The sequence below is a fragment of the Nocardiopsis sp. CNZ308 genome, assembly GCF_004217075.1.
The window spans coordinates 1,629,961-1,654,359 of record NZ_SHKJ01000001.1; the positions used below are offsets into that span (position 1 = coordinate 1,629,961).

The 24,399-nt window shown below is 73.2% G+C and carries 21 protein-coding genes; 6 read left to right on the forward strand and 15 right to left on the reverse strand.

All coding sequences use genetic code 11. The features are described from left to right. Positions 1-23 precede the first annotated feature (23 nt). Genes EV372_RS06965 through EV372_RS29345 form a run of 3 tightly spaced genes read right to left on the reverse strand, consistent with a single transcriptional unit; the run spans position 24 to position 1,984 of the window. Complete coding sequence (locus EV372_RS06965; protein ID WP_130395327.1) at positions 24-929, reverse strand: ribokinase; 906 nt, start codon at positions 927-929, stop codon at positions 24-26. After that, positions 926-1,753 carry an exodeoxyribonuclease III gene (locus EV372_RS06970; RefSeq protein ID WP_197044370.1) on the reverse strand — a complete coding sequence of 276 codons (828 nt, stop codon included), beginning with the start codon at positions 1,751-1,753 and terminating at the stop codon, positions 926-928. Before EV372_RS06970 ends, EV372_RS06965 begins: the two co-directional genes overlap by 4 nt. A gap of 9 nt (positions 1,754-1,762) precedes the next feature. After that, complete coding sequence (locus EV372_RS29345) at positions 1,763-1,984, reverse strand: hypothetical protein (RefSeq protein WP_253795124.1); 222 nt, start codon at positions 1,982-1,984, stop codon at positions 1,763-1,765. A gap of 435 nt (positions 1,985-2,419) precedes the next feature. Here EV372_RS29345 and EV372_RS06980 point away from each other — a divergent pair, with 435 nt between their 5' ends. Further along, a complete protein-coding gene (locus tag EV372_RS06980) occupies positions 2,420-3,652 on the forward strand; it encodes a winged helix-turn-helix domain-containing protein (protein ID WP_130395328.1) in 1,233 nt (410 codons plus the stop codon). Between the two features lie 164 nt (positions 3,653-3,816). Here the strand turns inward: EV372_RS06980 and EV372_RS06985 are convergent, their stop codons facing one another. The 4 genes from EV372_RS06985 to EV372_RS07000 form a co-directional block, all read right to left on the reverse strand. Beyond that, a complete protein-coding gene (locus EV372_RS06985; protein WP_130395329.1) occupies positions 3,817-4,260 on the reverse strand; it encodes a type II toxin-antitoxin system VapC family toxin in 444 nt (147 codons plus the stop codon). After that, complete coding sequence (locus EV372_RS06990) at positions 4,257-4,553, reverse strand: transcriptional regulator (protein WP_071622804.1); 297 nt, start codon at positions 4,551-4,553, stop codon at positions 4,257-4,259. The genes EV372_RS06985 and EV372_RS06990 overlap by 4 nt, the downstream gene beginning before the upstream one ends. A gap of 61 nt (positions 4,554-4,614) precedes the next feature. Next, the gene (locus tag EV372_RS06995) at positions 4,615-5,757 is read right to left on the reverse strand and encodes an acetyl-CoA C-acetyltransferase (protein ID WP_130395330.1); all 1,143 of its coding nucleotides are present in this window, start codon (positions 5,755-5,757) and stop codon (positions 4,615-4,617) included. 96 nt (positions 5,758-5,853) lie between these two features. Continuing rightward, positions 5,854-7,884, reverse strand: coding sequence for an MDR family MFS transporter (locus EV372_RS07000; RefSeq protein WP_130395331.1), 2,031 nt, complete (start codon positions 7,882-7,884; stop codon positions 5,854-5,856). Between the two features lie 224 nt (positions 7,885-8,108). Here EV372_RS07000 and EV372_RS07005 point away from each other — a divergent pair, with 224 nt between their 5' ends. Together EV372_RS07005 and EV372_RS28995 are read left to right on the forward strand one after the other, a co-directional pair. Then, complete coding sequence (locus EV372_RS07005; protein WP_130395332.1) at positions 8,109-9,251, forward strand: acyl-CoA dehydrogenase family protein; 1,143 nt, start codon at positions 8,109-8,111, stop codon at positions 9,249-9,251. Between the two features lie 36 nt (positions 9,252-9,287). Further along, positions 9,288-9,455 (forward strand): hypothetical protein, encoded by a 168-nt coding sequence (locus tag EV372_RS28995; RefSeq protein ID WP_013155167.1) that lies wholly within the window; start codon positions 9,288-9,290, stop codon positions 9,453-9,455. A 148-nt stretch (positions 9,456-9,603) separates the two neighbouring features. Here EV372_RS28995 and EV372_RS07010 read toward each other — a convergent pair whose 3' ends face one another. The 4 genes from EV372_RS07010 to EV372_RS29000 all read right to left on the reverse strand — a co-directional run bounded on the left by EV372_RS07010 (position 9,604) and on the right by EV372_RS29000 (position 17,435). Beyond that, a complete protein-coding gene (locus EV372_RS07010; protein ID WP_130395333.1) occupies positions 9,604-11,901 on the reverse strand; it encodes a SpoIIE family protein phosphatase in 2,298 nt (765 codons plus the stop codon). Between the two features lie 152 nt (positions 11,902-12,053). Next, positions 12,054-12,755: an iron-dependent transcriptional repressor DtxR gene (locus tag EV372_RS07015; RefSeq protein WP_013155169.1), complete on the reverse strand. Its 702-nt coding sequence runs from the start codon at positions 12,753-12,755 to the stop codon at positions 12,054-12,056. Positions 12,756-13,139: 384 nt separating this feature from the next. Next, on the reverse strand, positions 13,140-13,793 hold the full coding sequence (pdxH, locus tag EV372_RS07020) for a pyridoxamine 5'-phosphate oxidase (protein WP_130395334.1): 654 nt from the start codon (positions 13,791-13,793) through the stop codon (positions 13,140-13,142). A gap of 51 nt (positions 13,794-13,844) precedes the next feature. Then, positions 13,845-17,435, reverse strand: coding sequence for an ABC transporter substrate-binding protein (locus EV372_RS29000; protein ID WP_156095256.1), 3,591 nt, complete (start codon positions 17,433-17,435; stop codon positions 13,845-13,847). Positions 17,436-17,661: 226 nt separating this feature from the next. Here EV372_RS29000 and serC point away from each other — a divergent pair, with 226 nt between their 5' ends. Continuing rightward, positions 17,662-18,792, forward strand: a complete 1,131-nt coding sequence (serC, locus tag EV372_RS07030) for a phosphoserine transaminase (RefSeq protein WP_019607904.1) — start codon at positions 17,662-17,664, stop codon at positions 18,790-18,792. 93 nt (positions 18,793-18,885) lie between these two features. Further along, positions 18,886-19,887, forward strand: coding sequence for a glycerophosphodiester phosphodiesterase family protein (locus EV372_RS07035; RefSeq protein ID WP_130395335.1), 1,002 nt, complete (start codon positions 18,886-18,888; stop codon positions 19,885-19,887). 3 nt (positions 19,888-19,890) lie between these two features. Here EV372_RS07035 and EV372_RS07040 read toward each other — a convergent pair whose 3' ends face one another. Next, positions 19,891-20,952 carry a hypothetical protein gene (locus EV372_RS07040; RefSeq protein WP_130395336.1) on the reverse strand — a complete coding sequence of 354 codons (1,062 nt, stop codon included), beginning with the start codon at positions 20,950-20,952 and terminating at the stop codon, positions 19,891-19,893. A 92-nt stretch (positions 20,953-21,044) separates the two neighbouring features. Here EV372_RS07040 and EV372_RS07045 point away from each other — a divergent pair, with 92 nt between their 5' ends. Further along, on the forward strand, positions 21,045-21,770 hold the full coding sequence (locus EV372_RS07045) for a 3-keto-5-aminohexanoate cleavage protein (protein ID WP_130395337.1): 726 nt from the start codon (positions 21,045-21,047) through the stop codon (positions 21,768-21,770). Positions 21,771-21,868: 98 nt separating this feature from the next. Here the strand turns inward: EV372_RS07045 and EV372_RS07050 are convergent, their stop codons facing one another. The 3 genes from EV372_RS07050 to thpR all read right to left on the reverse strand — a co-directional run bounded on the left by EV372_RS07050 (position 21,869) and on the right by thpR (position 24,244). Next, positions 21,869-22,234 carry a MerR family transcriptional regulator gene (locus tag EV372_RS07050; protein ID WP_130395338.1) on the reverse strand — a complete coding sequence of 122 codons (366 nt, stop codon included), beginning with the start codon at positions 22,232-22,234 and terminating at the stop codon, positions 21,869-21,871. Next, a complete protein-coding gene (locus EV372_RS07055) occupies positions 22,221-23,492 on the reverse strand; it encodes an MFS transporter (RefSeq protein ID WP_130395339.1) in 1,272 nt (423 codons plus the stop codon). The genes EV372_RS07050 and EV372_RS07055 overlap by 14 nt, the downstream gene beginning before the upstream one ends. Positions 23,493-23,653: 161 nt before the next feature. Beyond that, positions 23,654-24,244, reverse strand: a complete 591-nt coding sequence (thpR, locus tag EV372_RS07060; RefSeq protein ID WP_130395340.1) for an RNA 2',3'-cyclic phosphodiesterase — start codon at positions 24,242-24,244, stop codon at positions 23,654-23,656. Between the last annotated feature and the right edge of the window lie 155 nt (positions 24,245-24,399).

A 24,399-nucleotide genomic window follows, 5' to 3' on the forward strand; every position in this document is an offset into this window, starting at 1 on the left:
GCCGGGGAGGGTCGGCGGCGGACTCAGCCGTCCAGCAGAGCCTCGACCTCGTCCCGGGAGGCCATCGACGAACTGGCGCCGTGCCGCTGGACCGAGAGCGCGGCCGCCGCGGCGGCGAACCGCATGGCCTCCTCGGGTGTGCGGCCCTCCGCACGGGCGACCGCGAACGACCCGCAGAAGACGTCCCCGGCCGCCGTGGTGTCCACCGCCTCCACCCGGCGCGCGGGAACGTGCAGCGGCTCGTCCCCTCTGCGACCGTGGAGCGAGCCGTCCTCGCCCAGGGTCAGCAGCACCTCCGGAACCAGTTCCAGCAGCGCGGCCAGCGCCTCGCGCGGCTCGGCGCGGCCGGTGATCGCGGCCGCCTCGTGCTGGTTGGGCACCAGGACGTCCACCGACTCCAGGAGTTCGGCCGGCAGCTCGCGCGCGGGAGCCGGGGTCAGGTAGACCGGGACGCCCAGCTCGCGGCCGGTGCGCGCGGCCGAGACCACCGCCTCCATGGGCAGTTCGAGCTGGAGCAGCAGGGCGGCGCTGCCCCCGATGATCCCGGGGTCGCCCGCGGCCACGCCGGTGACCTCGCCGTTGGCCCCGGGCACGACGATGATCGAGTTGCCGCCCCCGCCGTCCACGACGATGTGCGCCACCCCCGACGCCCCGGGCACCGTGCGCAGACCGGACACGTCGACGCCGCTGCCGACGAGGTTGGCGCGCAGGTCCTCCCCGAAGGAGTCCTCGCCCACAGCGCCGAGGAAGGCCACGTCGGCCCCGGCCCGGGCCGCGGCCACGGCCTGGTTGGCGCCCTTGCCGCCGGGCACCTGGCGAAAGGCCGTGCCCGTGACCGTCTCCCCGCTGGCGGGCACCTGTTCGACGTAGGCGACCAGGTCCATGTTGACGCTGCCGAAGACCGCCACGCGCGGCGCCGCGGCGCTCACTTGTCCGCCTCCCTGGCCACGGCCCCGCCGGTGTCGCCGTCCAGGCCCACGATGACCGGGGCGTGGTCGGAGGCGCCCTTGCCCTTGCGCTCCTCGCGGTCGATGCTCGCGCCGCTGACGCGGTCGCGCAGCGCCGGGGAGGCGAGCACGAAGTCGATGCGCATGCCCCTGCGCTTGGGGAAGGCCAGGCCCTTGTAGTCCCAGTAGGTGTACACGCCGGGACCGGGGGTGTAGGCGCGCACGACCTCGTCGAACCCGGCGCCGACCAGCTTGTCGAAGGCCACGCGCTCGGGCTCGGTGACGTGGGTGCTGCCCTCGAAGGCGGCCATGTCCCACACGTCCTCGTCGCGCGGGGCGATGTTGAAGTCGCCGACGTAGGCGATCTGGGCGCCGGGGTCGGCGGCCAGGCTGGCGGCGCCCGCCTCGCGCAGCGCCTCCAGCCAGCGGAGCTTGTAGGCGTAGTGGGGGTGGTCGACCTCGCGCCCGTTGGGCACGTACAGGCTCCACACCTGCACGCCCCCGCAGGTGGCGCCGATGGCGCGGGCCTCGGCCTCCTCGGGGTCGCCGTAGCCGGGCTGGCCGGGGAAGCCGATCCGCACGTCCTCCAGGCCGACGCGGGAGGCGATCGCGACCCCGTTCCACTGGGACAGGCCGTGGTGGGCCACCTCGTAGCCGCGGTCGGTGAGGACCGAGGCGGGGAACTGGTCGTCCCGGGCCTTGGTCTCCTGGATGGCGAGGACGTCGACGTCGCTCCGGTCCAGCCAGGCGCCGATCCGCTCGGCCCTGGCCCGGGCACTGTTCACATTCCATGTCGCGATACGCACAGCAGAAGGCTAGGCCATGGCGGCGACGGGACCGGCCTCGCAGGGGAACCGGTCCCGCGTGTCCGCTACCGCGCCCGCGGCCCCGCCGGGACCGCGCGGAGCGGGCCCGCCCAGGAGCAGGTCGGACCGGCGCACGTGCTCCAAGCCGTCGTGCCGCCCCAGCCGGTGCTCCCGGTAGACCCGCCGGGTCTCCCCGTCCGCGACGACGGCGCCGTCGGCCTCCGTCGGCATGCTCCGGGCAGACCGGGCGTAGAGGGGGTACGGATCCGTGCGGGGGGTGCCCTCGCCGGGGGCGGGTTCGACGGCGGCCGCCCCCGCGGGAACGCGGACGGGAACGCGAGGGGGAGAGCGGGAGAACGGGCCTGTGGACGACGGGAGCGCGGGGTTCCCGGCGGGGAGAACGCGAGGAGGCGACCGTTCGTGCCCCGCTCCTCGGGGGCGCGGGGCACGGGAACGGTCGTGGCCCCGGTGCGGCCGTCCTCCGCACCGGGGCGTGCGCGACTCCCGGCACGTGCCCGGCGGTTGTTGTCGCGTTCTGTTGGACGGCTTCCCACCCCCGGAGGTTCGCATTGGGTCAAAGGTTTTTCGGCACTCCCCGCCGGTTCGGCGCACGGGCTCCGCGGCCCGGAGGAGCGGACTGTCGGCGGTCGGCGTTACGGTGGCGCAATGGCAGAACCGCACCCCCGCCGCGACGCGGAACTCTCCCTCTCCCAAGCGCGCAGGATCGCGCTCGCCGCCCAGGGGTTCAGCGACCCCCGGCCCGCCGGGAAACCGACCCTCGCCCACCTGGCGCGGGTGGTGCGCAGGGTGGGCATCCTCCAGATCGACAGCGTGAACGTGCTGGCCCGCAGCCAGTACCTGCCGGTCTTCGCGCGCATGGGCGCCTACGACACCGCCCTGCTGGACCGGGCGACCACCTCCGCGGCCGGGTCGGGGGCCGCGCGGCTGGTGGAGTGCTGGGCGCACGAGGCCAGCCTGGTGCCGCCCTCCACCCGCCAGCTCATGCGCCACCGGATGGAGCGCAACCGCGCCCAGGAGCGCGTGGGGTGGATGGACCGCATCCGGGAGGAGAAGCCCGGCCTGGTCAAGGCGGTGCTGGAGGAGGTGGTGCGGATCGGCCCGGCCAGCGCCCGGCGGGTGGAGGCGGCGCTGGCGCACGACGTGCCGCGCGCCAAGGACCACTGGGGCTGGAACTGGTCCGAGGTCAAGAGGTGCCTGGAGTACCTGTTCTGGGTCGGCGACCTGACCTCCAACGGGCGCAACGCGCAGTTCGAGCGGCTCTACGACCTGCCCGAGCGGGTGCTGCCGCCGGAGGTGCACGCGGCGCCGGAGACCACCCCGGAGGAGGCGCACCGGGAGCTGGTGTCGATCGCCGCCCGCGCCCACGGGGTGGCCACCGAGCCGTGCCTGCGCGACTACTTCCGCCTCAAGCACACCGAGTCCCGGGCGGCGGTCTCCGACCTGGTGGAGGCGGGTGAGCTGGTGCCGGTGCGGGTGCGGGGCTGGGACCGCACGGCCTACCTGCACCGGGACGCCCGGGTGCCGCGCAGCGTGCGCGCGCGGGCGCTGCTGAGCCCGTTCGACTCGCTGGTGTGGACGCGCGACCGGGCGGAGGAGCTGTTCGGGTTCCGGTACCGGCTGGAGATCTACGTGCCCGCCGCCAAACGGGTGCACGGCTACTACGTGCTGCCGTTCCTGCTGGGCGAGGACCTGGTGGCGCGGGTGGACCTCAAGGCGGACCGCGCCTCGGGGACCCTGCTGGCGCAGCGGATCACGCTGGAGGACGGCGCGCCCGACGAGACGCTGCCCGAACTGGTCGAGCAGCTGACCGAGATGGCGGCCTGGCTGGGCCTGCCCAACGGCGTCGGCGGCCCGGCGCTGGCCTCCGGCGGACGCTAGGCGCCGCCGTCGGCCCCGGGAAGGGCCATGACCTGACCAGTTGCCACCGGAACGTCCCCTTCGTCCCGAAGGAGGCGGTCGGTCAACCGACCGCCTCCTTCGGGAACGGTTCCGGTGCACGGTTCACCCGTTGCCGCCCCGGCCTCGTCCTCGTCAAGCACCGGTCACGTCTCCGGAAGCAGGGAGAAGCCCTCCATCGCGGCCGCGCCTCGGAGGTTCTTGTCGAAGGCGGCGAAGGTGGAGCACCCGGGGTCCAGCGAACGGATGGCCTTGCCCGAGGCCAACTGCACAGCGTCATACGCGCGCAGGCCGTGGACGGCCGTGAGCCGGACAGCCTCTTCGAGGACCTGCGCCGCCACCGTCACCGGGACGAAACGGGAAGGCCCTTCCGGGACGCCGAAGTAGTCCGCTTCGAACGCCGACACGAGGATTCTCGTGTCCTCGACGCCCAGCTCCCCCATTCTCTGTTTCCGCCAGAGAGCGGCCGGTACCTCGACCCGGGTCAACTGTGACACTACGATCGGTTCCGTCACGCCGAGCATCACGTCACTGCCGTGTTCGACGGCGTACAGCTTGACCACGGCAGAGGTATCCGCGAAAACGCTCATTCACGACCTTCCGCAACAAGGTCCTCCAAAGGAGTCCCTCCAGCGGTCGCCCTGCGTGCCCTCTCGAACGCTTCCCTGCTGGGACGTGTCCGAGGCGTCCCCGAGGAATCGAGGAGCCCCGCCTGGGCGAGCTTGGCACGGATCGCCTCCGCTTCGTCGCCCTCGAGTTCGGGATCGGTCGCGGCGCTCAGCACACGCGTCAGATACTCGTTCATGCTGACGCCACGGCGCTCAGCGGTGCATCTGACCCGTCGGACCAGCTCTTCCTCGGCTCTCCACGTCACCTGGCTCATAAAGGAAGCCTATGTGCTTGCATTCATGCATGCAAGCACACAGGCACCGGAGCTGGAAGGTTCAGACCCGCTCGATGATGGTGACGTTGGCCTGGCCGCCGCCCTCGCACATGGTCTGGAGGCCGTAGCGGCCGCCGGTGCGGTGCAGCTCGCCGACCAGCTTGGCCATGAGCACGGTGCCGGTGGCGCCCAGCGGGTGGCCGAGGGCGATGGCGCCGCCGTTGGGGTTGACCTTGGCCGGGTCGGCGCCCAGCTCCTGGATCCAGGACATCGGCACCGGGGCGAAGGCCTCGTTGATCTCGGTGACGTCGATGTCGTCGATGCCCAGGCCCGCCTTCTCCAGGGCGATCCGGGTCGCCGGGATGGGCGCGGTGAGCATGTACACGGGGTCGTCGCCCACCAGCGAGAGCTGCACGATCCGGGCCAGCGGGGTCAGGCAGTGCCGCTCGACCGCCCGCTCGGAGGCGATCAGGACCGCGCCCGCGCCGACGGAGATCTGGCTGGCCACGGCGGCGGTGAGCGCCCAGCCCTCGCGCAGCGGCTTCAGGCCCGCCATCTTCTCCAGGGTGGTGTCGGGGCGCACGCCCTCGTCGCGCTCCACCCCGGCCAGGGGGGCGATCTGCTCGTCGAAGTGGCCCGCCTCCAGCGCCCGGGCCGCGCGCCGGTGGCTCTCCAGGGCGAACTCCTCCAGCTGCTCGCGCTTGAAGCCCCACTTCTCGCACATGAGCTGGGCGCCGCGGAACTGGGAGATCTCCTGGTGGCCGTAGCGCTCGGCCCATCCGTCGCCGTACAGGCCGAGCCCGTTGTCGAGGGCGTACTGGACGTTGGCCCCCATGGGGACCATGCCCATGTTCTCCACGCCCGAGGCCACGACGAGGTCCTGGGTGCCGGACATGACGCCCTGGGCGGCGAAGTGGACGGCCTGCTGGGAGGAGCCGCACTGGCGGTCGATGGTGACGCCGGGGACGGACTCCGGGAGGCCCGCGGAGAGCCAGGCGGTGCGGGCGAGGTCGAGCGCCTGGGGCCCGACCTGGCTGACGCAGCCCATGATGACGTCCTCGACCGCGGCGGGGTCCACCCCGGTCCGGGAGACGAGTTCCCTGAGCACGTGCGCCCCCAGGTCCGCCGGGTGCACGGCGGCCAGGGCGCCCTTCTTCGTGCCGACGGGGGTGCGTACTGCGCCGACGATGTATGCCTCGGCCACGGGGTCCTCCAAGTGCCTGGATGGCGGTTATGAACCGAACTGTATTCGGTTTCTCGGATCCGGCAAGCCCCGCCCCCACCGATTCCCCGGCGCCCCTCACGCCCGGTGCGCCCCCCGCGCCAGGTGCCCGGCGTCCCCCTCGTCCCCCAGGACGTCGGTGGTGATGCGTTCCAGGGCGGCCACCACCTCGGGGTGCTCCTCGGGCCCGTAGTCGGCCAGCAGCGAGCGCAGCGCGGTGCGCTGGGCCTCGAACATCCCGCGTGCGGCGGACGCGCCGCGCCGGCTGAGCTCCCAGGGCTCGCCTTCACCCGCCAGGTAGCCCGCCTCGACCAGCTCCCGGTGGACCGGCTCCCAGGAGTCGGCGGGCAGCCCGGACATCTCCACCAGCTCCCCGGGCGACAGCGGCCCGGTCACGCCCAGGTGGCTGAGCACCCAGCACGCGCGCGGCGAGACCTCCAGGCCCGCCGCCTCGCGCAGGCGCTCGTACATCTGGTCGGCGCCCTCCCGGCCGCAGGCCCGGAACACCTCCTTCTCCACGTGCGCGACGGCGCTGCGGCTCGCGGCGGCCACGGGCGGGATGGACTCGTCCAGGTCCGGGGAGTCGATGGTGGTGCGCAGCGGGACCTGCCGCAGGAACAGCGCCAGCACGAACCCGGCCAGGGCGACCGGGACCGCGCACAGGAAGACGGTGTCCACGGCGTCCGCGTAGGCCTGGAGGAAGGACGCCTGCGCCTGCGGGGCCAGCTGGTCCAGGCTGCGCGGGTCGCTCTCCAGCGCCGCGGGGTCCACCCCGGGCGGCAGCTGGATCTGCGCGGCCCGCTCGGCCAGGTCGGCCGCCAGCCGCCCGGAGAAGACGGCGCCGAACACCGCCGTGCCGAACGACCCCCCGATGGACCGGAAGAACGTCGCCGCCGAGGTGGCCACCCCCAGGTTCGCGTAGCTGGCGGCGTTCTGCACCACCACGACCACCACCTGCATCACCAGGCCCAGGCCCAGGCCGAGGACGAAGAAGTAGAGCCCCATCCGCGTCATCGAGCTCTCCGGTCCCAGCCGCGAGAGCAGGAACAGGCCGAGGGAGGTCACCGCCATCCCCAGCACCGGGTAGACCTTGTAGTGGCCGGTGCGGGTGACCAGGCGCCCGCTGGTGATCGAGGTCAGGAACAGGCCCAGCACCATCGGCAGCAGGTGCAGTCCCGAGGCCGTGGGCGACAGGCCGTGCACGATCTGGAGGAACAGCGGCAGGAAGGCCATCGACCCCATCATCGCGAAGCCCACGCAGAAGCCGATCGCCATGGCCACCACGATGGTCGGGTCGCGGAACAGGCTGAGCGGCATGACCGGGTCCGGCGCCCGCCGCGCGGACAGCCACCAGCCCACGCCGAGCACCACGGCCGCGGCGCCGAGCCCGAGGACCTGCGGCGACGTCCACGGGTAGAGGCTGCCGCCCCAGGAGGCGACCAGCGTCAGGCAGATCGCGGTGGCGGCCAGCAGCACGATCCCGAAGTAGTCGATGCTCTGGCGGCCGGCCGGCTGGCGGCGCGGCAGCACCACGAGCACCGTGATGAAGGCCAGCACCCCCAGCGGCAGGTTGACGTAGAACACCCACCGCCAGGACAGGTGGTCCACGAACAGGCCGCCGAGCAGCGGACCGGCCACGCTGGAGATTCCGAACACCGCGCCGAACAGCCCCTGGTACTTGCCGCGCTCGCGGGGCGAGACGACGTCGCCGATGATGGCGGAGGCCAGCACCATGAGCCCTCCGCCGCCCACGCCCTGGAGCGCGCGGAAGAGGATGAGCTGGAGCATGCTCTGGGCGGTCCCGCACAGGGCCGAGCCCACCACGAAGACGGCGATGCACACCAGGAAGAACTGCTTGCGGCCGAACTGGTCGCCGAGTTTGCCCCACAGCGGCGTGACGGCCGTGACCGCGAGCAGGTAGGCGGTGATCACCCACGACAGGTGGTTGAGCCCGCCGAGGTCGGACACGATCGTGGGCAGTGCGGTGGACACGATCGTCTGGTCCAGGGCCGCCAGCAGCACGGTGAGCATCAGCGCGCTCATGATCACCGCGATCCTGCCGCTCCGGTGCTCCCTGCGAGCCCGATGCCTGGCCTCGTACTGGACCATGGCCCTCCCCTCCCCCGGCCGGGCCGCACACGGTCCCGCCCCTCGGCTACCGGCTCCGCTGCCGCCACCCTAGGAAGCCGTCGCACCCGCGCCCCGCGGGAACCGCCGGACGGGCTTCCACGGGCACGGGAACTTTGCCGGGGCTTGGACTGTCCCCTTCAAAACCGAATCCTGTTCGGTTACTGTGGCGTCACGCAGGAAACCCCGACACCCCGGAGCAGAGCATGAAGCGGGAACTCTTCGACGCCGACCACGACCTCTTCCGCGCATCGGTGGCCGAGTTCCTCAGGCGCGAGGTCACGCCCCGCCATCCGGAGTGGGAGGAGGACGGGATCGTGCCCCGCGAGGTGTGGACCAGGGCGGGCGAGGTCGGCCTGCTCGGCCACGGCGTGCCCGAGGAGTACGGCGGAACCGGGCTGCGGGACTTCCGCTACAACACCATCGTCAACGAGGAGATCTGCCGGGCACGCGCCAGCGGCCTGGGCGTCACCCTCCAGAACGACGTCATGGCCCCGTACATGGTCGATCTGACCGACGAGGAGCAGAAGCGGCGCTGGCTGCCGGGGTTCGCCAGCGGCGAGCTGATCACCGCCGTCGCCATGACCGAGCCCGGGGCGGGCAGCGACCTCCAGGGCATCGCCACCTCGGCGGTGCGCGACGGCGACGAGTACGTCGTCAACGGGTCCAAGACCTTCATCACCAACGGCGTGAACGCCGACCTGGTGGTCGTGGTCGCCCGGACCGACCCCGACGCGGGCGCGCAGGGCTTCTCGCTGATCGCGGTGGAGCGCGGCGCCGCCGGTTTCACCCGGGGCCGCAACCTCGACAAGATCGGCATGAAGGCGCAGGACACCGCCGAGCTGTTCTTCGACGACGTGCGCGTCCCGGCGGCCAACCTCATCGGCCGGGAGGGCGGCGGGTTCGTCCACCTGATGGAGAACCTGCCCCAGGAGCGGCTGTCCATCGCCACCTGCGCGGTGGCCTCCGCCGACGCCGTGCTCCAGCACACCATCGCCTACTGCCGAGAGCGGACCGCCTTCGGCCGTCCGATTGGGCGCTTCCAGAACACCCGTTTTGTTCTGGCCGAGTTGGCCACCGAGGTGGACATCGCCCGCACCTACGTGGACCGCGGCATCGGCCTGCTCAACCGCGGTGAGCTGACCGTGGAGGACGCCGCCATGGCCAAGTGGTGGACCACGGAACTGTGCAACAAGGTCGTGGACCGGTGCCTCCAGCTTCACGGCGGGTACGGGTACATGATGGAATACCCCGTGGCACGGGCCTGGCAGGACACCCGCGTCCAGACGATCTACGGTGGCACCACCGAGATCATGAAGGAGATCGTCGGGCGCGGCCTGGGTCTGTGACCGCACAACCCCCTCCCCAGAAGGGTCGGAGCTGGAATGAGCGGTGCTTGGGACGGCCTCATCGTCATGGGCCTGCTGGTCGTGCTGCTCGTGATCGGGGTGCGCAAGCTCCGGCCCCGGGTCCACATCCCCTGGACCACCAGCGGGATCGTGGTCTTCTTCGTCTTCCTGTGCCTGCTGCTGTGGGCCTGGTCCTGGCGCTAGGCGGGACCCTCCCCGAGGGGCGGGCCGGTGCCGCGGCCCGCTCCCCCTCCGCGACAGGCGTCAGCGGACCGCCGGCGGCCGCCGAACGGACGGGCCCGGCGCGTCGCGGCTGTTCCGCGACGGCGCCGGGCCCGCAGGCGTCGGGAGGCTAGTCCCGCCCGGCCTTCTCCCCGTCGTCGGCCCTGTGCTGCTCCCCGGTCTCCTCGGAGTGCATGGGCATCTCGAACCAGACCGCCTTGCCGTCCGGGGTCGGCCGCGCCCCCCACCGGCTGGCCAGCTGTTCGACCAGGTACAGGCCGCGGCCGCCCTCGTCGTCGGCGGCGGCGCTGCGGATGCGGGGCAGGCGCAGGTCGTTGTCGAAGACCTCCACCCACACCGTGTTCGCGCCCCGCCGCAGCCGCAGCAGGAACTCCTTCTCCCCGGCCTCCTCGGCGGGTTCGTCGGCCTCCTCGGCCACCGCCTCCAGCAGGTCGGTCCAGTCCTCGTCGAACTCGTCGGCCACCGCGTCGAGCGGGGTCTCGGAGTCCAGCACCCCTCCGCCGGTGAACTCGCGGTGCACCGGGTGCGGGGTGGCGTGGATGACCACGTTGGTGACGATCTCCGAGACCAGCAGGCAGGCCAGCTCGGCCTGGTCGCGGTCCACCCCCCACTCGCTGAAGGTGTGCGCCGCCATGTGGCGGGCCTCTCCCACGGTGGAGGCCTCCGAGGGGAACCAGCCCTCGCGCAGCGCCAGCTCCTCGGAGTGGGTGCGCACGACCAGCAGCGCGGTGTCGTCGTCGTGTTCGCCCGGGACGCTGTGCACGGCCGCCTCGGCGATCTGGTCCACGTCCTTGTCGGCGACCTCGGCCACCCGCTCCGCCAGCAGCGCGAAGGCGCTCTCGGGGTCCGCCCTGCCCCCGGCCGGGCGCCGGTCCACGAGCCCGTCGGTGTACAGGACCAGGGTGGCGCCGATGGGCAGGCGCAGGTTGGCCTGGTGGTAGACCACGTCCTCGCCCGATCCGCCCTTGGCCCGCACGCCCAGCATGCGGTCGGTGACCTCCAGGTCGATCTTCTCCACCGAATCGGAGGTGACCAGCAGCGGGGGCGCGTGCCCGGCGTTGGCGTAGGACAGCTCGCGCGACCAGGCGTCGTAGACCATGTACAGGCAGCTGACGCTGGGGATCCAGGTGCCGCCCTCCTCGTCCACCTGGCCCAGCTGGCGGACCCACTCGTCGAGTTCGCGCAGGATGTCGGCGGGCTCGCGGTCGGCCTGGGCGAAGGCGCGCAGCGCGGCGCGCAGCTGGCCCATGACGGCGGCGGCGTGCGGGCCGCGGCCCTCGACGTCGCCGATGACCAGGCCCACGCGTCCGGCGGAGAGCGGGATGGCGTCGTAGAAGTCCCCGCCGATCTGGGTCTGGACCCCGTACCCGTCGGAGCGCAGCGGCCCCGCGGGCAGGTAGCGGTGGGCCGCGGTCAGCCCGTCCAGCCGGGGCAGGCTGCTGGGCAGCAGGCTGCGCTGGAAGGCCAGCGCGGTGCTGCGCTCCTGCTCGAACAGGCGGGCGTTGTCGATGGCCAGGGCCACGCGGGAGGCGATGGCGCCGACGAGGTCGCGGTCGAAGCCCCCGTAGGTGCTCTTCTGCCTCGGGGAGAGCCCGGACAGCGCGAGGGTGAGCACGCCCAGCACCTCGCCGCGGGCCCGCAGCGGGGCGGCGATGGCGGAGGTGACGCCGACCTGGCGCGAGACCTGGTCGGAGCGCGTGCTGGGCGAGTTCTCGAACAGGTACTCGCTGCTGACCACCGTCTCCATGCGGCGCAGGGCCTGGGTGACGAAGTGGCGTTCGGGGTAGCGGACCTCGTCGCCGACCTCGAACCAGGTGCGCGGCGGGGGCGTCCACCCCTCGGCGTGCACCGACACCTGTCTGACCAGGCGGTCGCGGTCGTAGAGGTCGATGAAGCAGTGGTCGGCGAACTGCGGCACGAGGATGCCCGCGACCCCCCTGACCGTGGAGTCGAACTCCAGGGAGCTGGTCAGGCGGCTGCCGATGCGCTCCAGCAGGCCGTACTGCTCCTCCACCCGTCCGCTGCGCAGGGCCTCCCTGGCGATCAGGGTGATGCCGTCGATCTCGCCGGACTCGTTGTGCATGGGCACGGCCTGGGCGCGCACGTGGATCCAGGTCGAGTCGCCCCGGAGCACCGCGAAGGTGCCCTCCCACGGCTCGCCGCGCAGGACGCGCCGGGCCAGCTGGGAGGCGTGCTCGCGGTCGGACTCGTGGATACCGATGTCGAGCAGGGAGAGGCCGACGTAGTCGCGACCGCCCACGAACCCGAACAGCTCGCGCGCGAAGGGGTTCCAGTAGCGCAGGAGGCTGGCGCGGTCGATGACGACGATGGCGATCTGTGCCTGGTCCGCCACGGCGGCCGCGGCGAGCGCGTCACCCTTGGGGAAGGGCTCACCCCACCGTGTCATCTAGCCGCCACCTCGCCGTCATGAGCTGCATACATGCCCGCTCCGGGTACCCCGAACGACCGCACCTTGGAGCGAGCGTAGCAACACCGTCAACGTTCCCGCAGCGCAATGTGACAATCCTGATGAGCAACCAATCAACGCGTCCGTACGGTTCACGGCTTGGCGACGAAGATGTGCCCGGCGACGAGCGCCGAGAGCTCGGTTTCCCCGGTCTCACCGTCGGTCACGCGGACCCCGTCGTCAGAGGCTCGCAAGACCACTTCCTGTCCCGGTTGTACCCCGGATCGGCGCAAGGTGAGCATGATGTCGGCGTCCGACTGGATCTGCTCGCTGATACGCCGAACAGTGACCGTGGTCTCGCTGTTCCCGGCGACGTCGATCATCGGGACGATCGAGTCGTCGGTGAAGGGCTCGGGGGAGTAGTCCTCCAGGCCCAGCTCGTCCAGGCCCGGGATCGGGTTGCCGTGCGGGCACACCGAGGGGGCGTTGAGCAGCGTGACCAGACGCTCCTCCACGGCCTCGGAGATGACGTGCTCCCAGCGGCAGGCCTCGATGTGCACGTCCTCCCAGGGGAGTCCGATGACGTCCACGAGCAGGCGCTCGGCGAGCCGGTGCTTGCGCATGACGTGGGTGGCCAGACGGCGCCCCTCGGCGGTCATGACCAGGTGCCTGTCGTTCTCCACCCGCAGCAGGCCGTCGCGCTCCATGCGGGCCACGGTCTGGCTCACCGTGGGGCCGCTCTGGTGCAGGCGTTCGGCGATACGGGCCCGAAGCGGGACGATGCCCTCCTCTTCGAGCTCGAAGACCGTACGGAGGTACATCTCCGTGGTGTCGATCAGCCCGTGTGCGGTCAAGTCTCCCCTCCCAAGGCTCTGTGCCCGGCGCGCGGTCACGACGGGCACGGCGGGTCTCTCACAACACAGGCCGGGGCGACGTGATTCCCAGGGGCCGAGTGGGGACCGGGGCGTCCGCAGGACCGCGGGAGCGACCACCGATACACGCAAGCATATCGTGGCGCGGGGCGCCCGGATTTCTGCCCGGTCTCACGATGCGGATACGTTCTCCCCCTGCGGCAAGGGCACTTGGTCACGCAGACGGGGGCCTTCCAGCCCACCGCGTGCGCCGGAGGGGCGTCGGGCCGTCGCCCACCTGCGGGAACGGGCCCCGAACTCCCGTACGAAGCGGCCAAGATCACTCTCGGGAGCGGCGCGCGACGAGCGCGTCACCGAACGGCCCGGTCAGGGCGCCAGGCGCTCCACGCTCCAGGAGCCGTCGGGTTCGCGCAGGTAGCGGAACCGGTCGTGCATGCGGTCGGCACCGCCCTGCCAGAACTCCACCTCGCTCGGCACGAGCCGGAAGCCGCCCCAGTAGGCGGGCCGGGGGATCTGCTCCTCGGCGGCCCAGACCGTGTCGAACTCCCGGTAGAGCCGGTCGAGTTCGGCCCGGTCCGCCACCGGCTGCGACTGGCGCTCGCTGGCCCAGGCGCCCAGCTGGGAGCCGCGCGGGCGCGAGGCGAAGTAGCGGTCGTTCTCCTCGTCGCTGAGCCGCTCCACCCGTCCGGCCAGCAGGACCTGGCGCCGGATGGCGTGCCAGGGGAAGACCGCGCTGGCGCGCGGGTCGGCCTCCAGGGCCCGTCCCTTGCGCGAGGTGTAGTTGGTGAAGAAGCGCAGTCCCGTGCTGTCGTAGCCCTTCATCAGCACGGTGCGGGCGCGGGGCATGCCCGAGGGCTCCACGGACGCCAGGACCATGGCGTTGGGTTCGGCCAGTCCGGAGTCGTAGGCCTCGTCGAACCACAGGTGGAACTGCGTCATGGGGTGGTCGGCGAGCCCGGAGCGCCTCAGGGGCGCGCCCAGGTACGGTTTGCGCAGTTCGGCGGGGTCTTGGTGGTCCACACGGGGCATCCTCTCGTGTCGGGTGCCGCGCGCGCCACCCGGACCCGCGCGTCAGGCGCACGCCGGTCCGGGGTCCACCGTGCCCGTGCTGACCTGGCCGCAGGCGGCGATCACGTGCTGGCGTTCGCCGTCCGAGCCCAGCGGGCCGACCACGACGAGCTGGACCATGCGGTCGCGGTACCAGTTGCCCTCGGAGGGCTCCCCGAAGCCGAGGTAGCCGGAGACGGCGGACAGGTTGTGCGTGCCCTGGATGTTCTCCACGAGCGCCTGCTGCTCCTGCTCGTACCCGGTGTCGGTGCCCAGGAACGGCGAGGGCCGCTCCGTGGGCGCGGCCGAGGCCTCCCGGGGCCCGTCGCTCTCGGGAAGCGGGTGGGGGATGCCCCGCAGCGCGCGTGAGACCACCTTGAGCGCGTCGTGGGCGACGGCGGCGTGGGTGATCGAGGGCATGCCGCCGTCGGCCTCCACGGCCTCGGCGTCGGTCCCCCGCTCCCCTTCCTCCCCGGTCTCCTCGTCCTCCTCCCGGCCGCTGTAGAGCTCCCTGATGAGGGCGTCGGCCTCGGCGTAGAAGGCGCGCTCGCTGCCGCGCGTGTACTGGCTCCAGGCGCCGCTGGCGGCGAGCGGGGTGTAGAAGACGGGGTACCCGGAGGCGTGGCCGAGCGTCTCGGCGTGGTCGGTGACGAACTTGGCGATGTCGTCCCCGCCGAGGATGTCGACCCCGGCCTCCACGCACATCCCCTCCTCCTGGACCTGGTTGTGGAAGTCCATGAAGTCGGTGGAGCGGCCCGCGAAGTAGATGACGTCGGGCGGGTCCTCGGCGCACACCCGTGACAGCTGGTCGGCCTGGGTGGGGCCGCCGTCCTGGTAGGGCAGCACGCCGGGGAAGACACCGGTGCCGCCGTCGGCGAGGGTGACGGGGTGGCCCTCCCCGCCGTCCGTCCAGGACTGGCCGCCCAGGGTGCGGAAGGCGTTCATGAACCGCACCGCCAGGTGGGGGCCGTAGCTCTCCCCCTCCTGGTTGTCGGCGATGGCCACGGCGGTGCGGGCGGGGCCCAGCGACTCGGGCGCCTGCCCCTCGGCCAGCCCCTCGCCCGTCCACGGCACGCCTCGGTAGGCCCACAGGGCGGCCTGGTCGGCCAGGCGGGTGTTGGAGGGCGCCACCGGAAAGAAGTACTGGCTGTACTTGCCCGAGGTCTCCATGGCCACGTCGTCGAAGGTGGCGGTGGTGCCGACCATGGGGATCCGGGCCCCGCTGAGGACGCGGACGGCCTCGGTGTTGGGCTGGACGCTGTGCCCGAAGCCGACGGCGGCCACGGGCCGGTCCATGCCCAGGCCCTCGTCCTGGGCGCGTTCGACGATCGTCTCGGCGGTCTCGCGCGCGTACCGCCAGCCCTCGCCGGTGTTGGCGATCAGGATCTTGATCCGGGGCAGGGAGGCGTCGCCCGACGCGTTGTGCTCGGCCTGCTGGTGGGCCAGGCCCAGCAGCTCTCCCTGGACCCCGGCCAGGGACAGGTCGCTGCCGCCGGTGGTGCTGAGCTCGGCGACGTAGGCGATGGTGACGTGGTTCTCGTCGTCCTCGTCGATCCGCTCGTTCTGCTCGTGGATGCGCTCGGTGACCTCGCGCAGGCGCTCGTGGAAGACGAAGTCGCCGAAGGTCACCCCCACGCAGTCCTCGCCGTGCCGTTCGATGCCCCGGGGCGTCCAGACCCCGCCCGACGCGCACGGGTTGAAGCGCTCGGCCACGACCGGGCCGACCACCCACAGCGCCAGGACGGCGACGGCGGTGGCCGCGGCGGTCGCCGTGGCCGCGACCCCGGTGATCGCACCGGCGGTGAGCACCCGGGCGCGCTCGGGCGGGTCGGGGTTGCCCGCCCAGGCGGAGGGGTCGGCCGGGATCCGCTGGGTGAGCAGCCGGGAGCGGCCCAGCACCCCGGCGGCGTGGCGCTCGCGCAGCCACCGCGACACCGCCTCCTCGGGGCGGCTGCCGTTCTCGGCCTCGGGCAGCGTGGGGTAGCGGGAGACGTCCACCCGGCCATCCACCAGCGGCCGGGTGCCGCGGTCGCGCACCTGCACGACGAGCAGGGGGTCGGGGAAGGCGCGGCGCAGCCGCTCGTCCTCGATGAGGCGGACCAGGTAGCGGCCGACCCGGTCGAGGCGGTCCTGGTCCACGAGGAGCACGGGGCGCTGGCGGCGCCCGCGGCGCGGGGAGAACGGGCGGCGTCCCGGGGAGCCGCCGTGGGTGTGCGCGAGGTCGTCGAGGAAGGCGTTGACGGCGAGCCGGTGGACGCCGGGCGGACGCTCTCCGCGCGGGCGTTCGGCGGTGTCCTCCCTCCCGCGCTCGGTCCGCTCCTGCGGGGGCACGACCGCGACGGCCGCGTGCCGTCGGCGGAACCCGGCCGGGAACGGCCACCAGCCGTCGAGCGCGGGCGTGGTGTCGGGGCGCTCGGGAGGGCGGCCGTCCCCGTTCCCGCCGGGCTCACCGTGTTCTCCGTCGGGCTCGGGGCCGCGGACGAGGCGTCCGGTGAGGCGTCGGCGGTTGAGCAGGTTGAGGACGTGGACGCCGCGGGCGCGGTGGTTGCGGGGAACCGCCTCCTTGTCGTCGCTGGCGGCCTGGGTGTCCACCACGTACCGGTGGTGGTTGAGCCAGCGGTAGGAGCGCCAGGGCAGGACGAGGAAGAGGCCGAGGCAGGCGTAGACGACCGCCAGCAGCAGGCCCACGCCCAACGTGACCAGGTTGTTCAGCCCCTGGAGCACGAGCCCGAAGACACCGGCGACGACACCGCCCAGGATGACGGGCGCGGCCAGGGTGGCGAGGTTGAGGAGGAAGCCCCAGGGGGTGAGCACGTGTGTGTCGGCCTTGCCGAAGGTCACCCGGCCGGTGAGGCGGGCGACGAACACGGCGGTCCGCTGGAAGGCGCGGTCGTAGAGGCCGCGCAGGCCCGAGCGCAGGCGGTGGGGGTAGCGGCGCACGGCCCCGGTGTCCTCCGCCGCCCGGTCGGCGTCGCGGCCCGCGCCCCGGCCGTGTTCGAGCTTGGCCCGGCTCAGCTCGGCGACGACGTAGATCTGCGCCTTGGCGTTGGCGTCGAGGTCGGCCTCGTCCTGGACGACCTCCTCCCCCGAGACCGCGGAGCGGATGGCGCCGAGCCTGCACACGCGCAGCCACAGCAGGGAGCGCAGCCGCGCGAAGCGGGGCCAGGGCGGGGGTCTGCGCCCGCGCTCCTTGGCGGGCCGTACGGCGTCGGCCTCGGCCAGCAGGCCCGACATCAGGTCGTAGAGCTCCTCGGTGGCGGCGTGGGCCTCGTGCTCCCGGGCCCGCGCCCCGGGCGCGGGGGCGTCGGAGGGGCGCAGGGGCAGCCGCCAGACCGGCTGGTCGCCGCAGCGCTCGGTGAGCACCCGCAGCAGGGCGTCGCGGTCGGCGCCCTCCTCCAGTTCCAGGTCGAGCACGGGCGGGGGCTCGGCCACGTCGCCGCGCTGGGCGCCGCCGCGGTTGCCGACGGGGAGCCTGCGGGCGGCCCGCCGCTCCATCCCGCCCATGAGGCGGGTGTCGGCCCGCGTGGGGCGTACGCGCAGGGCGTCGAAGACCCGCAGGAAGGCGCCGCCCTCACGCCCGGGGGCGGCCTCGGGGTCGGACCTGCTGTCGGCCACGTGTGGACACCTCTCCGCATAGCGCGCTGTGTTCTGGCGTTCCCCCCGAAACCCATCCCATAAGACAACACTTGTGGCAGAAAACGCTTCGAATTAACCGAAATGTGGCTGGCCCATACCGGCCAGAACCCCCAGGAACGTGACATCGCGCCCGCTCCCCCGCTTCATTTCAGGCGTCCCAACAGCGGCCCTGACCGGCCCCGCCGCCCCCGCCGCCACTACGCTGGTGGTCGTGACCGACGAGATTCAGATCCCCGCGAACCTGCTGCCCTCCGACGGCCGTTTCGGCAGTGGCCCGTCCAAAGTCCGCCCCGCCCAGATCGAGGCCCTGGCCGCATCCGGCTCCCGCTACATGGGCACCTCCCACCGGCAGAAGCCGGTCAAGTCCCTGGTCTCCCGGGTGCGCTCCGGGGTGAGCGAGCTGTTCTCCCTCCCCGACGGCTACGAGGTGGTCCTCGGCAACGGCGGCACCACCGCCTTCTGGGACATCGCCGCGCACGGCCTGCTGCGCGAGAAGTCCCAGCACCTGGCCTTCGGCGAGTTCTCCAGCAAGTTCGCGAAGGTCGCCAAGGGCGCGCCCTGGCTCCAGGAGCCCACCGTCATCAGCACCGACCCGGGCAGCCACGGCGAGCCCGTGGCCGAGGCCGGTGTGGACGTGTACGCGCTGACCCACAACGAGACGTCCACCGGTGTGGCCGCGCCCATCAGGCGCGTGGCGGGCGCCGACGAGGACGCGCTCGTCCTCGTGGACGCCACCAGCGGCGCGGGCGGCCTCCCGGTCGACATCGCCGAGACCGACGTCTACTACTTCGCGCCGCAGAAGAGCTTCGCCGCCGACGGCGGGCTGTGGCTGGCCGTCATGTCGCCCCGGGCCCTGGCCCGCGTGGAGGAGATCGCGGCGAGCGGCCGCTACGTGCCGGAGTTCTTCTCGCTGCCCACGGCGATCGACAACTCCCGCAAGGACCAGACCTACAACACCCCGGCCGTGGCCACGCTGCTGCTGCTCGCCGAGCAGCTGGAGTGGATGAACGGCCAGGGCGGCCTGGAGTGGACCGTGGCGCGCACCGCCGAGTCCTCCTCGGTCCTCTACGACTGGGCGGAGAAGTCGCCGGTCGCGACGCCGTTCGTCACCGACCCGTCCAAGCGCTCGCAGGTGGTCGGCACCATCGACTTCAGCGACGACGTGGACGCCGCCGCGGTGGCCAGGGTCCTGCGCGCCAACGGCGTGGTCGACACCGAGCCCTACCGCAAGCTGGGCCGCAACCAGCTGCGCGTGGCCATGTTCCCGGCGATCGACCCGGACGACGTGCGCGCGCTCACCGAGTGCGTGGACCACGTGCTCACCGAGCTGTCCTGACCCGTTCGTCCCGCATTGCACAATGGAGGCCGACCCGCGTCGGGTCGGCCTCCCCCTTTTCCCGGCATCTCGCTTCTTCAGGACGGTTCGGCTGTGCGCAGGAACAAGAAGGAAATCCCCATCAAGATCATCTCGCACCGCGGGGCGTCGGGGCACCGCCCCGAGCACACGCTGGCCTCCTACGAGCTGGGGGCCCGGCACGGCGGCGACTTCATCGAGATGGACCTGGTCTCGACCAGGGACGGGAGGCTGGTCTGCCGCCACGAGCAGGAGATCGGCGGGACCACGGACGTGGCCGAGCGCCCCGAGTTCGCCGACCGGCGCACCACGCGCACCGTCGACGGGCGCGAGGTGACCGGGTTCTTCGCCCAGGACTTCACGCTGGAGGAGATCCGGACGCTGCGCGCGGTGGAGCGCCTCCAGGACGTGCGCGCGGACAACGCCGTGATGGACGGGACCTACGGGATCCCGACCCTGGAGGAGGTCATCGAGCTGGCGCTGGCGCTGACCAAGGAGCTGGGCCGCCCGATCGGGATCTACCCCGAGACCAAGCACCCCGCCTACCACGAGGCGCAGGGCCTGGAGCTGGAACCGGTGCTGATCGAGGCCCTGCGGGAGGCGGGGCTGACGGGCCCCGAGCCGCTGGTGCCGGTGTTCCTCCAGTCCTTCGAGGCCGACAGCCTGCGCAAGCTGGCCGTGACGGAGCTGCCGCTGGTCTACCTCATGGGCGCCGAGGAGCACTGGCTGCACCACACCACGCCGGACGGCCTGGCCGAGGTGGCGACGTTCGCGCACGCGATCGGCCCGGCCAAGAGCCTGGTCGTGCCCGTGGAGGACGGGGTGCTCGGGGAGCCGACCGACCTGGTGCAGAACGCGCACGCGGCCGGGCTCCTGGTGCACCCGTACACGTTCCGCAGCGAGAACCACTTCCTTCCCGCCGAGCTGCGCTCGGAAGGCGAACCGGGCGACTACGGCTCCTTCGCCGCCGAGTACGAGGCCTTCTTCGAGGCCGGGGTGGACGGCGTGTTCACCGACTTCTCCCGGCACGCCTTCCTGGCGCGCGAGCACTTCCTGGACCCGCAGCCCGAGGGGTAGGGGTCAGCCCCGTCGGGCCAGCAGGACGATCGCGACGATGACCAGGGCGGCGACCGCGCCGCCGCCCACGATGAAGGGCAGCGCCCCCCGCGTCTCGGGCTCGACGGTCCCGCCCTCCCCCGCGGGCGTCTCCCGCGCGGCGACCTCCCGCACCGGGGGCACCTCGGCGAGGTAGCGGTCCTCCAGCGGGATCCGCCAGACCGGCGCCCCGGGCCCCTCGGTCCCGGCCATGAGGGCGGTGCCGTCGGGGGTGAAGGCGATGGCCTCGCCCTGGTCGGACTCGGGCAGGTCGAAGGCGCCCAGGGAGGAGCCGGGCACGCCCCCGGTGGCGTCGTAGACCGTGGCCCCCCAGTAGGTGCGGACCACGTAGCGGCTGCCGTCCGGGCTGAAGGCGGCGTCGGTGGCGAACAGGGGCGCCGAGTCGATCCGCTCCAGGACGTGCTCGGCCCCCGGTTCGAGCTCCTCGGGCGCGGCGTACAGGCCGCCGGCGAACTCCTTGGTCACCACGTACATCCGGCCGTCGCGGGGGTCGACCATCAGCGACTCGGCGTCGCGTCCCCCGTCCTCGTAGGTGAAGGTGAACACCTGCGGGTCGACCGCCGTGTCGGCGAGCGCCCCGGGTTCGGGGAAGCGGTGGACGCTGACGTCGGGCCAGCCGCCGCCGAAGTTGTCGCCGATGTCGGCCACCAGGACCGACGGCGTCCCGTCGGGGGCCTCGGCGACCGTGATCGCCTCCCAGTCACGGCGGTCCAGGTTCAGCGTGACCGTGGCGAGGGTGTGCCCCTCCTCGTCGACCGCGTACACCTCGTTCAGGTGCTCGCCGCTGTCGTTGTGGGTCCACCACACGCCTTCGTGCAGCAGGGAGGGGGCGATTCCACTGGACTCGGAGATCCTCGGGTCCTGGAACTCGAAGGCGATCTCGGAGCCCTCGGGCCCCTCGCCTCCGCGGGGGTAGTCGACACCACCGGTGCCGGGGTCGCTCGGGTCCTCGGGGAAGGCCAGGGCCGGGGCGGCCGGGAGGGTCGCGAAGAGGGCTGCGGCGGCAAGAACGAGCGGAGTTCTCATGACCGACATCCTGCCAGGGAACGCCACGGATGGCTTGTACCCGTGCGGTAACGGGCACATTGGGCTTACGGAGCGCCGTTAGGAGGGCACCCATGAGGATCGTCGCCTGTCTCAACGGGGACCGCCGCCCCGGAGCGCACCCCGCCCTGCCCGTGTCCGCGGACCAGCTGGTGGCGGACGCGCACGCGGTGGTGGCGGCGGGCGCGACCGAGCTGCACCTGCATCCGCGCGACCCCACCGGGGCCGAGTCGCTGGCGCCCCAGGTGGTGGGCCCGCTCATGGAGCGGCTGCGCGCCGACGGGCCGCGGGTGCCGGTGTCGCTGACCACGTCGCTGTCGGCGGAGTCGGATCCGTGGCGGCGCTACGACCTGGTGCAGCGCTGGGCCTCGTCGGCGCTGCCGGACTCGGTCACCGTGAACCTGCACGAGGCGGGCTCGGTGGACCTGGCGCACCTGCTGGAGGACCGCCGGATCGGGGTGGAGGCCGGGGTGTGGACGGTGGAGGCCGCGCGCATCCTCGTCGCCACGAAGCTCAGGGCGGCGGCGGTGCTGGTGGAGCCCACGCAGGTCGCGGTGGAGGACGCCCGGCGCAACGCCGAGGCGATCTGCTCCCTGCTGGACCGGGCGGGGGCGAACCAGCCGCGGCTGCTGCACGGGGCCGACGCGACGGCCTGGCCGGTCCTGGAGACGGCGGTGGCCTCGGGCTACGACATCCGGATGGGACTGGAGGACACCATGCGCCTGCCCGACGGCGGGGAGGCGCACGACAACGCGGACCTGGTCGCGCACGCGGTGAGCCTGGCCTCCGCCTCCGCGTGACCCGGGGGACGGCGGGGGCGGTCGCGGTGCGGCGGGGTCCGCCGCGCCCGCCGCACGGTCCCGGCGCGGCCCCGGCGGCGTTCTCCGACCGGTGGGGGTCAGCCGGGTCCCCCGCCCGCCCTGGCCTCGTCCAGGTGCCGTTCCAACCGGTCGCGTGTGCGGGTCAGGACGTCGATGCGCTCGCGCACGGCCTGGAGCCTGTTCTCGTACAGCTCGACGGCCTCGGCGCACTCGGGTTCGTCGACCAGGTCCAGGACCAGGCACCCGCGCAGCTCGCGGACGTCGTCCGAGGTGAGCCCGGAGTCCAGGAGCAGCCGGATCCCGTGCACCCGGCTCACCGCTTCGGGCGGGTACTCCCGGTAGCCGTTGGCGGCGCGCTCGCAGGAGAGCAGGCCGCGCTGTTCGTAGTAACGCAGGGCGCGCGTGCTCACACCGGTCCGCTCGGCCAGTTCACCGATCCGCATTCCGCCTCCCGGGGTCGCTCCCGCCCAGGGTAGGCGCGGAGGCGGGCGGAGCGGAGGGCGCCCCGGTGGGGAAGAGCCGTACGGAGGCGGCCATGACCGCGAGCGCGGCCAGCCCGACACCGGTTGCCGTCACCGCCACCCCGGTAGCGCCGTACCCGGAGAGCGCGGCGCCCCCGGCCGCGCCGGCCGCCGCGACGCCGACGTAGAGTCCGCTGGTGTTGAGCGCCACGGCCTCGGTGCCCGCGTTCCCGGCGAGGCCGAGGATCCGCGCGTTCATGGGAGCGGCGAACCCCCAGGCCGTGAAACCCCACAGGGCCAGCAGCGCGGCGAGCGCCGCGACCGGGACGGCTCCCCCTCCCAGGAGGCCGAGCGCGGCCAGAAGGGCGTTGGCCGCGACCAGCCCGGCGAAAGCGGCCAGCAGCACGCGGTCCGCGCCCCACCGGTCGGTGGCGCGGCCGCACAGGAGGGTTCCGAGGGCGCCGGAGACCCCCGCGACCGCGAGCAGCGGGGCCAGCGCGGCGCTGTCCGCGCCCGACAGGGCCCGGGCGAGGGGGGCGATGTAGGTGTAGGCCATGTACCCGCAGCCCGCGCCGACGACCGTACCGGCGACGCAGGCCAGCACCGCCGGGCGGCCGAGCTGGCGCAACTGGCGTCCGGCACCGCTCTCCCGGATACCGGGTAGGCCGGGCAGGAGGAGGGCGGAGACGAGGAGCACCCCCAGGGAGAACAGGCCGACGAAGACGAAGGCCGAGCGCCAGCCGAAGGCGGAGCCCAGAAGGGTGCCGACGGGCACGCCGAGGAAGAGGGCGACGGTGAGCCCGGCCGCGACCGCGCCCATGGCGCGGCCGGTCCGCTCGGGCGGGGAGAGCCGGGCCGCCATGGAGAAGGCCGCCGGGGTCACGGTGGCGGCCACGAGCGCGGTGACCACGCGCAGCGCCATCAGGGCGGTGTAGGAGGGCGCCAGCGCGGTCACCAGGTTGGCCAGGGCGAACAGCCCGAGCCCGCCGAGGACCAGGGCCCTGCGCGGCAGCCGGGCGGTGGCCACGGCCAGCGGAGGAGCGGCGACGGCGTAGGTGAGGGAGAAGACCGTCACCAGCTGTCCGGCCGCGGGGAGGCCCACCCCCAGGTCGCGCGCGATGTCGGGCAGCAGCCCGGCGATGACGAGGTCGTCGGTGCCGATCGCGAAGACGGTCAACAGCAGGCACACCAGCCAGCCCGGGCCACGCACGCGGCCGGTGGCGGTCGTCGAGGAGTTCATGGCGGCACGCTAGAACCCTGACGCTGGTGTCAAGGTCAAGCCCGTCGGCGGCCCGCGGGCCGCCGGTCAGCCGACGAGGGCGCCCAGGAGCACGATGAGCATGATGCCCCCCAGAACCACGGGCAGCAGCCAGCGCTGCTTGCGGTTGTTGGTGAGCATGCTCATGACGTGCTCCGCTCAGGAGGTCGGGTGGGATCCGCCTCCCAGCCTAACCGCCAGGTCCGGACGGTTCGGTAGCGGTCCTCCCGCTCCGGCCTGCTCTCCACCAGGTGTGCCTCCCGGACCGGCCACCCGCGGCCGGGCAGTGCGCCGAGGGCGTCGGCGGTTCCGGTGAGGTCGCGCGCGGGACGGCTGCGGGCCACCGTGACGTGCGGCACGTAGGGGCGGTTCTCGACGGGCACGCCGACTTCGGCGGCGGCGGCGCGCAGTCCGTCGGCGAGGGCGTGGAGGGACGCGGTGTCGCCGCCGAGCCCGGCCCAGAGCACGGAGGCGCGGCGGAGGTCGCCCGGAAAGGCTCCCCAGCCCTCGGCGGTGATGTGGAAGGGCCGGTGCCCGCGGGCCTCCCGGCCGAGGGCGTCGCCGAGCGCGGGCAGGAGGGCCCCGTCCACCTCGCCGAGGAAGACCAGGGTGAGGTGCCACTCGTCGGGATCGGCCCAGCGCAGGCCGGGGGTGTGGCCGCGGCCCCGGTCGACGGCCCGGCGCAGCGCCTGCGCCGTGTCGGGGGGCGGGTCCAGTGCCGCGAACAGTCTCATGTCCCCATTCTCCCCGGGGGGCTGCGGTCTGCCGGGGGCCGCGGGTCCGTTCCCGGGAAAGTCCGCCGGAACCCCGCCGGGCCCGCGTGCGGCCGGTCCGGCGGCGGCAGGGCTCCGAGGGGCCGGAACGGCCGCCCCGGTCGTGCCCCGAGGAC

Coding starts and splice junctions, on each gene's coding strand:
- EV372_RS07005 (WP_130395332.1), top strand. CDS start 8,109: ATGAAGCGGGAACTCTTCGACGCCGACCACGACCTCTTCCGCGCATCG.
- EV372_RS07055 (WP_130395339.1), bottom strand. CDS start 23,492: ATGAACTCCTCGACGACCGCCACCGGCCGCGTGCGTGGCCCGGGCTGG.
- thpR (WP_130395340.1), bottom strand. CDS start 24,244: ATGAGACTGTTCGCGGCACTGGACCCGCCCCCCGACACGGCGCAGGCG.
- EV372_RS06990 (WP_071622804.1), bottom strand. CDS start 4,553: ATGAGCCAGGTGACGTGGAGAGCCGAGGAAGAGCTGGTCCGACGGGTC.
- EV372_RS07040 (WP_130395336.1), bottom strand. CDS start 20,952: ATGAGAACTCCGCTCGTTCTTGCCGCCGCAGCCCTCTTCGCGACCCTC.
- EV372_RS07045 (WP_130395337.1), top strand. CDS start 21,045: ATGAGGATCGTCGCCTGTCTCAACGGGGACCGCCGCCCCGGAGCGCAC.
- EV372_RS29345 (WP_253795124.1), bottom strand. CDS start 1,984: ATGCCGACGGAGGCCGACGGCGCCGTCGTCGCGGACGGGGAGACCCGG.
- EV372_RS07010 (WP_130395333.1), bottom strand. CDS start 11,901: ATGACACGGTGGGGTGAGCCCTTCCCCAAGGGTGACGCGCTCGCCGCG.
- EV372_RS06985 (WP_130395329.1), bottom strand. CDS start 4,260: ATGAGCGTTTTCGCGGATACCTCTGCCGTGGTCAAGCTGTACGCCGTC.
- EV372_RS07050 (WP_130395338.1), bottom strand. CDS start 22,234: ATGCGGATCGGTGAACTGGCCGAGCGGACCGGTGTGAGCACGCGCGCC.
- EV372_RS06980 (WP_130395328.1), top strand. CDS start 2,420: ATGGCAGAACCGCACCCCCGCCGCGACGCGGAACTCTCCCTCTCCCAA.
- EV372_RS07000 (WP_130395331.1), bottom strand. CDS start 7,884: ATGGTCCAGTACGAGGCCAGGCATCGGGCTCGCAGGGAGCACCGGAGC.
- EV372_RS28995 (WP_013155167.1), top strand. CDS start 9,288: ATGAGCGGTGCTTGGGACGGCCTCATCGTCATGGGCCTGCTGGTCGTG.